This is a genomic window from Bradyrhizobium sp. USDA 4452 (genome assembly GCF_054063575.1).
Window position 1 is genome coordinate 5,099,122 of sequence record NZ_JBSSGK010000001.1, and the last position, 13,597, is coordinate 5,112,718.

8 protein-coding genes are annotated in these 13,597 nt (G+C 60.6%); 3 read left to right on the plus strand and 5 right to left on the minus strand.

Features of this window, described 5'->3' with window-relative positions:
• Positions 1-60: 60 nt before the first annotated feature.
• From ACVISU_RS24390 to ACVISU_RS24405, 4 genes are all read right to left on the minus strand, one after another.
• Positions 61-2,469, minus strand: a complete 2,409-nt coding sequence (locus tag ACVISU_RS24390) for a DEAD/DEAH box helicase family protein (RefSeq protein WP_456708565.1) — start codon at positions 2,467-2,469, stop codon at positions 61-63.
• Positions 2,470-2,865: 396 nt separating this feature from the next.
• Positions 2,866-3,417 carry a PD-(D/E)XK nuclease family protein gene (locus tag ACVISU_RS24395; protein ID WP_456710887.1) on the minus strand — a complete coding sequence of 184 codons (552 nt, stop codon included), beginning with the start codon at positions 3,415-3,417 and terminating at the stop codon, positions 2,866-2,868.
• A complete protein-coding gene (locus ACVISU_RS24400) occupies positions 3,347-6,169 on the minus strand; it encodes a UvrD-helicase domain-containing protein (protein WP_456708566.1) in 2,823 nt (940 codons plus the stop codon). Before ACVISU_RS24400 ends, ACVISU_RS24395 begins: the two co-directional genes overlap by 71 nt.
• A complete protein-coding gene (locus ACVISU_RS24405) occupies positions 6,166-8,763 on the minus strand; it encodes a PD-(D/E)XK nuclease family protein (RefSeq protein WP_456708567.1) in 2,598 nt (865 codons plus the stop codon). The genes ACVISU_RS24400 and ACVISU_RS24405 overlap by 4 nt, the downstream gene beginning before the upstream one ends.
• A 332-nt stretch (positions 8,764-9,095) precedes the next feature.
• Here ACVISU_RS24405 and ACVISU_RS24410 point away from each other — a divergent pair, with 332 nt between their 5' ends.
• Together ACVISU_RS24410 and ACVISU_RS24415 are read left to right on the plus strand one after the other, a co-directional pair.
• Positions 9,096-9,341 (plus strand): helix-turn-helix transcriptional regulator, encoded by a 246-nt coding sequence (locus ACVISU_RS24410; RefSeq protein WP_456708568.1) that lies wholly within the window; start codon positions 9,096-9,098, stop codon positions 9,339-9,341.
• 1,074 nt (positions 9,342-10,415) lie between these two features.
• Complete coding sequence (locus tag ACVISU_RS24415; RefSeq protein WP_456708569.1) at positions 10,416-10,679, plus strand: hypothetical protein; 264 nt, start codon at positions 10,416-10,418, stop codon at positions 10,677-10,679.
• A 110-nt stretch (positions 10,680-10,789) separates the two neighbouring features.
• Here ACVISU_RS24415 and ACVISU_RS24420 read toward each other — a convergent pair whose 3' ends face one another.
• On the minus strand, positions 10,790-10,981 hold the full coding sequence (locus tag ACVISU_RS24420; protein WP_456708570.1) for a hypothetical protein: 192 nt from the start codon (positions 10,979-10,981) through the stop codon (positions 10,790-10,792).
• A gap of 251 nt (positions 10,982-11,232) precedes the next feature.
• On the opposite strand from ACVISU_RS24420, the gene ACVISU_RS24425 reads away from it, so the two are divergent.
• Positions 11,233-13,503, plus strand: a complete 2,271-nt coding sequence (locus ACVISU_RS24425) for a recombinase family protein (RefSeq protein ID WP_456708571.1) — start codon at positions 11,233-11,235, stop codon at positions 13,501-13,503.
• Positions 13,504-13,597: the final 94 nt, after the last annotated feature.

Sequence of the window (13,597 nt, forward strand, 5' to 3'; positions counted from 1 at the left end):
CAACTCATCAGGCCGCGCGGGGGTTTCGGCGGTCTGAAAGCTCTTGCCAGCTTTGGCCCGTCATATCCCAAACAACCTCCCCTTGGCCTCGCGCATGACTTGCACAGGCGCACCCAAGGGACGCAGGGCATCCAACCCACCGGCGACTCTAATGGCCGGCACCTCCCACAGTGCCGGGGTTTCGAGCGCGTCGGTCCCTCCTTGGGCGAACTGATGGCCCAAGCCCTTGAGCACGATGGCGGCGTTTTCTGGCATGGCGGCGAACCAGGGCTGGTTGTGGGTGATGAATAGATCGCCGCGCTCAGGTCGCCGTAAGGCGCGAGCGTGGTAGCCGTGGTGGCTGAAGTAGTCGTAGAGATCGAAATCGTTCATCCGGTCTTCATCGCGAATCAGGTCGGGGTCAAGGCGCTCTCCTAGCAAGTGCTCGATGAACTGGCGGCGCTTGTGCGGCTCGATCCACAGCGAGCGGAACTCCTCTAGCGTATGTGCCTCGCTCAGCACGCGGCTAACGACCTCTCGGCGGTACTTCTCCACCGGCATGGGCGTATCCCTCCCGTCGCGGCTGACGAGGATGAAACGGCCTTGCGCCGTGATGACGACGGGCTTTCCGCCGACCTCGCCCACGGCTGTGACATCGCCACCCTCGCCGCCACCTTCTCCGTCGTCATCACCACCTTCGCCCCCGCCTCCGCCCGGGCGCGGTGGCTTAGTAAGGAATTCGGTGCCGAAGAGGCTTGTGACGTCGGTGTAGTCGTAAAGCCAGAACTTGTATTTACTTGATTCCTCGTGGATGCGAGTGCCGCGTCCGACCATCTGGTAGAACTTGATTGGCGATTGCAGGTAGCGGAAGAACACCACGGCATTGAGCCGCTCGATGTCGACGCCGGCCTCAAGTAAATCCACCGTGCAGGCAATGAAGGCGCGTTCACTTGAGCCGCGCATCGGTTCGATGAGGTCAGCCCCATTGTTGACCCCACCCATGCACTTGAAGGCGTACAGGTCCTTCGGGGTGCGACCCTGATCCCTGCACCAGCGCACATACAGATTGTTCATGTGCTGCGCCACGCGGTCGGCATGGATCTCGCGGTTACAGAAGATGATGACCTTCTGCTCCGGGCCGCCGTTCTCGCACAGCAGCTTGAACAGGTCTTCGCACATCTTGGGCGTGCGCAGCTCGATGAAGATTTCGTCGTCGAAGTCCTTGCCGGTGTACTGATCCTTGGTGAGGTCATCGGCGGTTAGCAACCGATCGGTCTTTAGGTCACGTACGCCTGCCTTGAGCAGTTCTTCCTTGGTGAAGACGGCGCTGTCGATGCTGGCCTTGCGCTTGATGATCTCGCAGGCGGCCAGATAGCCGTCTTCTTGCGCCTGGATCAGCGTGTATTCGTAAACCGGCTCACCGAAGTACTCGCGGTTGTTGGCGGTGATTTCGTGGTCCTCGGCAGTAGCCTTCTCGGACTCTTCAAGCTTGCGCGGGGTGGCGGTGAGGCTGATGTGGATAGCATTGGGGTTGCGACGCAGCACCTCAGACCATCTGCCCCAGGCAGATCGATGGCACTCGTCGATAATGATCACGGAAAACGCATCTTCGCCGTAATGCTCGGTGAGGAAGCTGGCATCTCCTGCTTCGTCGATACCCAGCGTCTGGTAGGTGGCGATGTGGATGCGCGCATTGGCGGCTGCATTGCCGCCGCGTTCGGTTTTGACGATGCGCGCGTTGTCGCCGAAGGCCGCCTTGAGCTTCGTGTAGGCCTGCTCACGCAGTTCGTCGCGGTCACAGAGGAACAGCGCTGGTTTAGGCAACCGGCCGGCTTGAGCGAGGCGCCACAGCAAGTTGGTGGCGATAACGGTTTTGCCCGAGCCAGTGGCAAGCGTGAGCAGCACACGCGGTGCTGCGCCAGCTTGGCGGTCAAGGATGACCTTTTCGAACGCTGCGCGGATGGCAGCATCCTGGTAGTAACGGGTTTGCGACCAGGCGGGGCTATCTGCCTGGAAGAGCACCGTCGCCTCGGGCCGCGTCAGATCGATGCCGCTTGCTCTGGCATAGCGGGCGGTGAGGTCCACGTGCGCCGGGAAATCGTCGAATGCGAACGGCCCCTCGATCAGTTCGGTGAAGCGGTCGTACTCGCCGTACCTGTGGCCATTGGTGGAAAAAACGTACTTGACGTCGAAACGCAGCGTGTCGGCATAGCCCCGTGCCTGCTGCATGCCCCTGAGCGGATCGTCGGCCTCCTTCTTCGCCTCAAGCACAGCGACTGGCATTGCCTTGGGCATATCACCGACCTGGACACACAAGAGGTAGTCCGTGCGGCCCGGCCCCCTGCGACGGCGGCCCTTGGGACTTGAGGGTTCCACCGGCGGCGGGGTGAGCACTGTTTCCAGCGTGATTCGGTCGCGGCTGACGTAGCCCTTATCGCGCAGCACTGGATCAATGAGGTGATAGCGCGTATCCGCCTCGTTCAGGCTCACATTACCCCCCGAAGGTTCTTGGCCCTCATCCGCGCCCCCGCGCGCACCCATTCATCTACCTCAGATAGCCTGAATTTCCAGGAACGCGCAACACGTGGGCTGGGAGGGTTGGCGCGTGCCGAGGCTGAAGTAGGGCACGCCCGCGTGCGCTGAGATGCCCAAGAGGCAGAAGCGCGCCGGGGGATTGTTGGCGGCGATGCTGTGGCGGCGGTAAAGCTGGCGCTGAAGACCTCGCGAGCCACGGCATGCGTGTCAGGGATGCTCGAGCGGTCTGACGGCTTGCAGCCCCGCACCGATTTCTATCGTTCATCTGACCGAATTAAAGGTGGCCCTGTGATCGCTGATCAAGCAAGAACGGCGAAAAACAGCAAGTATCTCGTAGCGCCGCGCTTCGAATTAGTGAGACGTCGTTAGCCAATCGATGTGCCCCGATGTCATGTAAACGACGGCGCCGCGCCGAGCTCCAATCACGTGAAGATACTGACCAAGCTGCCGCCGATAGGCGGAACGATCGGACTCTCTTGGCGCGACGTCGCTCTTCCAGTCGAATACGATCAAGCTGCCATCCTCTGCGCGTGCGACCGCATCCGCTCGCCCAGCAATGAGATCCTGCATGCTGGTTGGGGCGGATCCGTAGATTGGGACTTCCACCGTGAGCGTACCCCGAAACGACTGCAGTTCCGGAAGTGATAGCGTCCGCAAGGCCGTACTCGCCATCTCTTCAGTGCCTGGAGAGTTGGCGGCGAGTGCCGTTGAGGTTAGTTGTTCGAGCAAAAAACCAGCCCTCGATTTAATCGCATCGAGACTCTCGTCCAATTCACCAGTCAATAGCTCTTCCATGAGCTTGTGCAAAATTACGCCTCGCGTGCGGCTTCCTTCAATGGGTGGGGGGCGACTGAAGCGGCTCATCCTCGCCCAGCGATGTCGGTAGCTGGATCGGGACCACATCCGGATCGCTGTCACTGGGGCGGATCCAACGGATGCGTTGGTGTGCCTCCTTGAGGCGGGACTGTTCTGCTGCAAATTGCTCTGCGGTCTGTTGGTTCTCGATCGAGATGCGGGCGCGAAGGCCGCGTCGTGGCAAAGTTTCGAAGTTCAACTCGGGAATTTGGTCCAGCCTGAAGTCGAGCAGCTTCGCCCAAGATGCGTCATCACTCCACGTGAAGGCCGGAATGACCAGGAGCTCCATCGCCCGCGTGCAGGCGACGTAAAGGAGCCGCAGGTCTTCGTTGCGCTTTTCCAGGATTTCCCTTTGCAGGGCGCTTTTCAGAGATGGTGGGGTTACGCTTCCGAGAGCCCAGTGCAAGGTCTCATCGCTCCGGCGATACACGAATTTCTCGGGACGGCGCGGCTGCGAAACGCAGTTGATCGGGATGACAACGGGCCACTCCAGGCCTTTGGAGCTGTGAACCGTGACGATCTCGATGGACTGGCCGTCCGCCTCCACCATTCCCTCGTTCTGTCCGGAGCCGCTCGACCATTCGCGATCCAGATCGCGCGCGAACTGTGCGAACCCACGTACGCCGTAGCTTCGCGCCCGCTCCAGCAAGCTATCGATATTGGCCAGCGCGCGGGCCGCTTGGTCCGCGCTGCGCGCCCTCACGATTGCACGTACCCGCAGGCGCTCGACGGCTTCGGCGAGCAGGAGTGCAGGCGCGGTGCTCCGCACACGTCGCCGCAGATCGCGCAAGACAGTCAACACCTCGCGCGCAACATCATGCTGGATCGATTCGGGGGCGGTCTGAAGCGAAAGCCTCGGGAATTCGCTATCGTGCTCCGCCGCTGGCAGGGCCCCCGCAATGTCGAGCAACTCCTGCTCGGTCAATCCGACCAAAGGTCCGCGCATTAGAGCGCCGAGCGCGAGCGTGTCGCGCGAATCGGCGAGCGTGCGCACTAGGGCCACGAAATCTTGCGCCTCCTGCCTCCGGAAAAGATTCTTGCCGGCTTGGGAGGCGAAGGGTAAGCCGGCCTCCTCGAGGGCCCTCTCGTACCGCCACAGATTTGTTGACACGGGCGCAAGTAGCGCGACGTCTCCCGGCTCCAGCGGCCGGCTCTCGCCGTTCTTGAGCTTCACCTCCATGTTTCCGATCAAGCGTCCGCAAATCTCGGCGACAGCACGGGCTTCATCGTCGCGACCGCTATCGACCCCGGTGTTCGGCAACAAGTGGATGGTCGTCTTTACGACGCAGGGAAAGTCACTGACCGGACCGCCGCGCGTGCCATGCAGGGGCACGTAACCGCTCTCTTGGGCGGACAGCCGGTCCTTGAAGCACAGGTTAACGTGGTCGAGGATGTCGGTGCGTGACCGGAAGTTTGCCGTGACCCGGAGAATATTGTCGGGGAATTGGGCTTCAACGGCTCGGCGTACCATCAGATAGGTCGCAAGGTCCGCTCCGCGGAATCGATAGATCGCCTGCTTGGGGTCCCCGACCAGGAAGAGGTTGCCTGGCTGTAGTCTGCGCGCGTGCCAACCGATCGTCTCGTCCGGGATGGTGGTGAGCAGAAAAATGATCTCCGCCTGGATTGGGTCCGTGTCCTGGAACTCGTCGACCAGAATGCAGGAAAAACGCTCGGCGGATGCTTTGCGTACCTCCGGATACATTCGGAGCACGTCCCGGCAGGTGAATAGAAGATCATCGAAATCCAGGACCGCCGCACGGCGCTTGAATGCCTCGTACTCGGCCAGTAAGCTGTCCAACTCGGCCGAAAACACGCTGATGAGAGATATCGCGATCCGGCCCATGAGAGTGCCGTAGGCGTCGCGGCAACGGGCGTAATGCTGCTCTGCCTCGTTTGCGAGGCGTTCGCCATCTGCTTTTCCCGCGACGCGCTTCCAAGACGACCGGCGCCTGTATTCGCGGAGGTCGAACGTGTCCTTTCGCATGATCGGAAGTGGAGCCGGATGCGCCAAGTCCCAGAGTTGCTCGAACCTGGGCAACGGGTCAAATCGACCAAGGAAGTGCAAGGCCAGCGTTTCAAGCGCCGCGATTTCTTCCGCGGCCCAGGCTGGCGCGCCGACACGATCACACCAGCGCCGGAATTCGCGAACGGTTTCGACGAATTCGAGCTCCGCGTCCGTATCGATTTCGCCCGGCAAGGGACGGGCGTTCCGGTGGCTTCGACGGAATTTCGCGAACTCGCGCAGCAGACGTTCGGCGCCGGTCGGGTTCTTGCACGCCACCAGGGCCAGAGCATCGTCGCCGGAGGAAGCCTTGTCGAGACGATCGCGCCACCATTGATCGAAGATCGCATCGAACACGAACTCCGCTTGGTCGCGATCGAGAACTTCCGCCCCCGGGTCGATCCGCGCTTCCACCGCATGGGTCCGCAGCAGGTCGAGACAGAAGCTGTGAATCGTGCAGGATGTGAGCTCATCAAGCCGGAAAGCCGCGGCTCGCAAGGACTCCACTTGGTCCGGTGTCGGTCCGCCCGGCAGAGCGAGACGAAGCTCATCCGGGACCGTTCCTGCCAGCAATGAATCGAGGTACCGAGCGATCCGTTCGCGCAGTTCACCGGCGGCCAACTCGGTGAACGTGATCGCTGCGATCGCTCGGGCGCTGGTCGCCGCGGCCAGCAGCATCACTACGCGCCCGGCCAGCAAAGACGTCTTGCCGGTCCCCGCGGCCGCCTCCACCAACAGCGTGGAATTTAGCTCGGTCAATGCCCGCAGCCGGTCGCCTTCATCGTTGGTCCGCGTCATGGCGCGCTCCACAAGCGCGAGAGTTTTTCGCTGGCCTTGCCAAAAGCAAGACGCTTCCGACGCTCATAGGCCGGCGAGGCCGGCAGCGCCAAGCGCAGGTCGTTCGCGCCGTCGTAAGAGAGGGGACCGACTACGGCCGTTCCGCGCCGAAGCATGGTCAAAGCTTCGCCGACGAACGCGCTTATTTGCTCGATCGTCGCATCAAGATTGCCGAGCTTGAGGGCGAGCGGTTCTCCGGACAGATAGAGCAGTCGTGAGATGACCTGCGGCTCGCCATCCAGCAACTGCCTGCACGCAAGACCATACAGAGCGCGCTGCAGTTCCGCGCCGCCCGCGATTATCATCCGCAACGCGTTCTTGGGCGCCGAGCCGGTCTTGTAGTCCGTCACGCGTACGCCAAAGGGGTTGGTCCGCATGTCGAGCCGGTCGATCGCGCCTCGTAGGCGGATCAGCGTGCCCGGTACGTAGACGGGAATCGTCGGAATCCAAGGCAGCTCGCGCCCGGCGTCGAACCCGTCGGGTTGACCAAACGGAATTTCCGTCCAACTGCGCGTCCCCTCTTCCGAGATTTCTTTCCGCAGGAGCGCTACCAGAGCTTGTCGGGCAGCATAGTCGACCGTGTTGCTCCACAGCAGTTTCGGCGGGACGGGCCGTTGCAGCGGCCAGCTCTCGCGTACGACCGCGGCGGCATCGTTCAGCGCGCGTTCGATCTGAATGTCGGAAGCCTTGGCATAACCTGGAGCGGGCTCCAGCGAATCGACGGCTCGCCGCAATAGTTCATGCACGAGCTTTCCGAAATCATGCGCGGCAATGGAGAGCGGCTGCTCAGATTCTTCCGGCGCGTTCCAGCCGAGTGCATACCGCCAGACAAAGCCGAGTGGATCCCTCAGGAGCCGCTGAAGCGAAGTCGCCGATTGGATGCGCTCTAGAGCGCGCGCAATGACGTGATGGTCGGCGGCAAATTGACCGTCGTGTGCCGTGAGACGTTCGACGTGCCAATCTTGCCAGCACAGGGCTGCCGATCTGATTCTCTTGATCTCCGCTGCCTCTTCGGGACGTGCCATCAGCCGATCCGCCTCGCTGCAGGCGTGCTCGGGAATGCGCGCCCGGGATAGCGCAGTCTCCGGTTGGTCCTCCGACAACGGACTCCGCCCGACTCGACTGCCCTCGCTGCCGCGGCGGCTGCGCGAAAGTACTGCACCTCCAGAGGCCGCATCGAGGATGATCGTGAAGTGCCGGCGGTCGGCTCGGGAGGGAGGATCGACGTCGAGTTCCAGCTCGGACAGGACGTGCCTTGGGAGAATGGGGTCGTCTCCGATGCGCCGTGGCCAACTGCGGTTCGTGAGACCCAGCAGGCGCACATGCCGCCGCGGGGCTGCCGCGAGGTCGCGGGCGGAGCACCACACGATCGAATCTGCGGCGTCCGTATCCGGGGCCAGCCGGACGTCACGGAGCGAAAGCTCAAGTGCATCGGCCGGCGCGGAGCGGTTCGCCGCCTGCCAGATATCCAGGCTACGCTCGCGCAGAAGCAAAGCCGCTGCTTCGCTCGACGCCGCAGGACCTTTCGCCAGGATGTCCAGCAACGGAAGAACAGCTCGGGTGGGAGCAAGCGAACCGTCTTTGAGGATCGCCTCCTCGATGGCCCGGCTCCAGTCGTCCAAGGCCGGCAGGGTCGCGCCTCGGGGCAGCGCCGCGAGCCAATCGTAGGGCAGCTTGTCCAGGGCGGACACTTGGCCGCCGCAGAGCGACACGACTCGTCGGACCCGCCTTTGGTTCAACCCGTGCAGCAGGACATCGGCTAATGCTGCGCAACGCTGACCATCTAGCGTCGCAAGCGCCGGAATACCGTGCGCAAAATGCACCGTCAGGCCGGTTTCGGAGACCAACGCGAGGAAATGGTCGTCCCAGGCGCCGGGGCTGGCCGAAGCGACGGCAATCTCATCCGGCTTGGCGAAGCCCGAAGTGATTAGATGGCGTGCCCACCGCAACGCTTCGACGACCTCGTGACGCGGATCGGCGCAGGAGAGCACGGTCGGCCGTATCACGTGCGACGGCGCGGCGATCGTAGCGACCCCTCCGGAAAACCATTCCGTCTCGGCGTGCCTGGGAGCGCGCCACTCGACAGGGACCACCTTGGTGAGCGCTTCGATCAGAGGCCGCCAAACTGGCTGGACAAAGGAAAGGTGTTCGATGCAAACCGGACCAAGCAGGCGCGGAGCGTGTTGGATTCGTTGCAGCGCCGCGTTCCGCAGATCTCGCGGCGAGAGCATTGCATTCGGCAACTGCTCTCTGACACGTTCCTCGATCAGCACCAGTTCGCGAATTCGCTGGCTGTCGCCCAAAGCCCGAAGATCTAGATCGGCGTCCCAGAGCTTGCGCAGGGTCCGTCCAACCGCCCGAGCCATACCGGGCAACTGCCGCACCGGCTCGAGCTCGACGAAGCCGGCGCCATCGAGCGCGTGCTGGACCGCCGAGTCCTGTTGCTCTGCGGCCATCGGCACGATGAAGCCGCCCGCAAGCCGTGCCGCGAGCCGCGGCAGATTAAAGATCTGAAGCCCGCATTCGTTCGCGCGCGCGGCAGCAGCGCGGCGCATATGAGGAGCCAGAGAGCCCTCCACGACGGCAGTTCGTACGTCAAGTGCGGTGTTTCCGGCCATAGCGCTACCCCCAAGCAACGTGATCCAAGGATTCGTAGACAAAGGCAAGCCTTGCAGGCCCAGAACATCGGTGCGGCGCCAGGCCTGCGAGCTGGTCGCCAAGAGCGAGCCTGCCTCCCGAAGCGCGGAGCGCGCTGGAGCCGATACATACCTGAGCGTATTTCGCTAATCCTTGCCGGCCTTTCCTGGCGGGCGAGAACGCCGCCCGATGGCCTCTGGACCGGAGACGTGGCAGATTGCCGAGCGTGTGAAGGATTCGCGGAGGAGCCGTGGCTGCATCTGAGTCCTTTGAAAGAGCGCAAAGGCGTCTCAGGGCAGCCCTCGGCCGGAACGTCCGCAAGCTTAGGCTGTCGCTCCGAATGACCCAGGCGGAGCTCGCGGACCGCGCGGAAAGCCGCCGCGCATTGATCAGCGACATCGAACGGGGAGAGGCGAACCCGACGCTAGACTCCGTTCTGCGCATCGCGATGGCATTGGGCGTCGAAGCGTCCAAGCTTCTCAAGCCGCGTCGATGAATTGGCAGCGGCCCGGACAGCGCCGGGACCGCTTGTGTCGACGCTCGATGCGAGTTCGCTGCCACGGCACCACCCTCTTATTTTCCCGATGGCCATATCTTTGGCGCAATCGTTTTGTACTATATACCGTACACGAGACATCCGTTAGGTCTCTTAGGGCGCGATGCTCTACATGCGGAATCGTCTCGGCAAAAGCAACAAACTCTGGCGGCAAACACATCAATCGTCGTCGCCGTTTGTCGCGCGCGACGCCGTCTCCGAGCATATCCAGCCGCAATCTCGATCCGCTGCTTTCAGATCGGCAATTTCCTGCTCATCGGCAACATGTTCAGGAGATGATCATGCGTCCCACTCAGCTTCGCCATCGAGCTGCAGTTCCTGCACTCTTCGTGAGCTGCAAATGCGAGATCGGAGTTCCGATACAGCACCAGCCGCTTCTCCGCTGCGCGCTCGAGCGAGCGGCCCTCGATCCTGCCGTCCAGGCTATCCGGTATCGGACAGGCCCCATTATAGAGTGTCCAGCGCTTTCACTACATGGCGTCGTTCTTTATCGCATCGACGGTTGCTTCCTGCTTCGGGTCTACGAAACCCGACCTGAGCGCAGTGAGGACCAGTTGGCTCGCCTCACTTACGTGCTTCAACGTTACGGGCTTCGCCTGCTAGAGCGCGATTCGTCAGAGATCCGGCGCGAGCTCCTCTTTACGAACTCGCGCTTAGTATGGTCGTACGCCCGGCGTCCGGTATCCCTCTCAGACCGGTTGAGAATCGGGCTTGCTCTCGAAGAATGGGGGCCGCAGTCGCTCGCGGAGTTGGAAGCACGTGCTCGCCCCTCGTGCGACATTGTCGCCGCCCTCTGTGCTCTCGCATGTGCGGACCTGGTCAGCCTTAATATCCATCACGTTCCATTGGGGCGATTCACCGTCGCATCAGCGCGATAGCCAACGTCTAGCGCGACGGCCCCAAGCAATCGGCGGAAAGCTCGGCCGTACTCGCCGCGCGCGGCCAACGTAGCGCGCAGCACGATGCGGCCGCAGAAAGTCGTATCGACTTATAGAAATCTGGCGGAGCTGCCGGATGATCAGAGTCACGGTCGAGATCCTTCCTGGCGGCTGCGCGAAGGCTCGGCGTACGATCGGCCTCATGCACATCTCCAACATTTCCGATCTTGCCCGGCGGAGCGATTACAGAGTCGACTCGGCTGAAGCAGGCAATCACTTAATCGGAACGAAGGCGCGGGCCTGCACTGTCTACGTGCGCAATCACGATCGTAGGCAGAGCGTCTGGTCGTTGATCGCGCTGGCCGCCGATGCTGTGAACAGCGCCGGTCGCAAAATCTGAGCTAAGGATTCCCATCCCCATCTTGAGCAGAGCAATGCGATTCTAGTCCTTGACGTAGCAGGACGGTGCCGCGGAGCCTGCAAAATGCAAATACCTGCTCAAGGATTCGATTACCACATCGTCATCGCGTCGAGCGCGCTAACTTCTGGTTGAGGTTTGTCCATGATGCTGCGTTCAGGATCCAGTAAAGGGGGCAAAAAGTCAGGCTGTGCCGCTGCAAGGGGCGACATTTCTTCTAAGACGTCACCCGAAAAAAGAGACGGTAAGGATTGCAAACGAGAAGCAACCAATTCGTCTCCCACTGTTGGATCTCCCCAAAGCAGAAGCCGTTCGTCTAAGTCGAATCGCGGAAGGGCGGGCTCGAACTGCGATGCCGACCGCTTATCCCTTCTGCTGCCATTTCTCCGAGCTCTAGCGGAAGCCGATGTCGAACGCCAGGCTGGTGAAGCGATGGCCCGGGTTCTTCGCCAGAAGGCTCGAGGTCGGACGGCGGTGGACGAATCTGGTTCCTCACACGGCAAGACAAACAATAATATTCAATTAGGAAAAAGAGATGGGCACCGAACAACTTGAGTGGGCGAAGCTCCTAAAGCGAGCCGCTGGAATAGCGTTGAGCGAACCCGCGCGGAAGCGCGCAGGCATCGTCCGAGTCATTTCCTATGCACGGGCCTCGACAAAGAAGCAGGACATGTCAATTCATGATCAGCTCAAGGTCATGGAGGCTTTCCGTGCCAAGCAGAAGGGGTGGGCGTCAGTCGGTATCTTTTCCGAAGTGCAATCCGGCAAAGGACAGCGAAAACGAGGCGAATATCAAAAAATAAAGGCGGCTATGCGCGCCCGTGAAGTGGATGTCGTTCTAAGCCACGATTTCTCGCGCTGGGGACGTAGTTTGCCGGAGCTCGTGCGGCTTTTCGAGCTCGCTGAGAAGAACCGCGTGCAAATCTGGACGGTTGTCAATGGCGAGATGCCTTATGTCACGAGCGTGGCCCTGGCGATGGTTGCCGATTTGATGCTTGGAATGGCTCGCGAACAGATCAAGCGAGCACACTACGCGATCAACATGGACGGCCGACATGTGGGTGGCAAGCCATATGGCTACCGTCATGTTCGAAAAAACGGGCAGAACGGCCATCTCCAAATCGTCAGCAAGGAAGCCAAGATCGTCAGACAGATCTACCGGCTATACTTAGAAGGCAAATCGCCAATGGCGATATGTCGTATCCTAAACGCAAAGAACATCCCTTCGCCTGGGGGTAAGAAATGGCGCGTTCCGATACTTACAAAAAAAGATGGCTTTAGAGGTATTTTGCATAACGACGTATACAGGGGCTGGGTCTTTTACGACAAGTCTGAGAAGCATTTTGACCCCGAGCTTGAGACAGTGTCGCACAAATTCCGTCCAGCGGAGGAATGGAAACGCAAGAAGGGGCAACACACGGCGATCATAACGCCGGCCATATTCGATGCAGTCCAGGAACGATTTCGCAATCGTCCAAAGAGCGTGAGACCGACGCCCGGTCCGCCGGCCCTGTTCGCCGGCAAATTGAAATGTGCGAAGTGCCTGGTCGTGCACGAGGACGGCACGACCAACTACGGCACCATGAAAATCACTGGTGGAGGGCGGCGTAATCAGCAAACCCGGATACAATGCAATGGGATCAGCATGGGATACTGCACCAACGGCCGTAGCTACATGAGATCCCTGGTTTTCGAGGCCGCGCTGAACACGCTTCGCGAAAATCTGAAAGAACCGAAGGTCATTGAAGCGTTCCTCAGGGAGCATTCCAGCCTTTCGAAGGCTGCAATGAGGAAGAAGGCAAAGGAATTATCTCGGCTCGGCGAACTTCTGGAACGCCTGCACAACGAACGCGACAATTTGATCAATGCCATCAGGAGTGGTGGCGATCCTGTCCTTCTGAACGGAAAGATCTCCGAGGTTCAATTGCAGATCGCCCAGGCCAAGCAGGAGGAGGATGCATTCCGCGCTGGCACTTACGAATTCAAGCTGCATGCACCTTCAGCTAGAAGCTACCTCAAGTTGGTGGAGGAGACGCTCCATCGACTCACAACGGCACCTGCCGAGCGTATCGATCTGCCGGTAATGGAGGAGCTCAATTCACTTGTCGAGCGGATCGTGGTTCACCCCAAAGAAGGACTCGAATTCGAGGTGGAGATCGTGGGCAAGCTCGCTCGAATCGTGTCCGCAACAGAGTCGATTCGGAGTAAGGGTTCTATTGAATCTGGAACCCTTACCGAAGAAGACGCGGCGGAGATGCTAAGGATCACGTATCCCAAAGAGGGTTCGCGGGGGATGGTCCCATTTCATAAGAGGGTCGAAGAGGTCCTCGTGAGCGAAGTCAAACCGGTCACAATCCATGAGATTCACAAGCGCTTGGCTGAACGCGGCGTTGCAGCGACGCCGACTGAGGTGGAGCGAGCCGTTGGTTATCGGCGCGACGTATTCGTCAACATTCGCAGGAATGGCTTCATGTTGAAGACCGCCTATGACGAGCTGCAGGTCAAATGGTTCGAGACTACAGACAGCATCATTGAGGCGACCGAGAAAGTCCTTCGCTCACGCTCTGAGCCCGCTACTACTGAGCAGATCTTGACGACCTTGCGAGAGCAAGGATTCGATATTCATGGGGATGATGGCGCCTATATCCTCAGAAAGTCGATGAGCAAATCGGGCCGCTTTCTAATCTCGGGCCGCAAGCCAACCTCGTGGCAACTGAAGCCAGTCCGGAGGAGAGCGCTGCAGCGGTCATCGAAACTCGCCAATACGTCGGGACCCGCCGAGCCGAGAGCGGCGTCCGCCGTCTGAGACTGCACTCTCAAAAGGATCGAAATTAGTTGTCAAACAAGAGCGCTCGGCCAATTCAGGTTGAGCGCTCCCAGCGAGCATTAAAGTTTGAAAG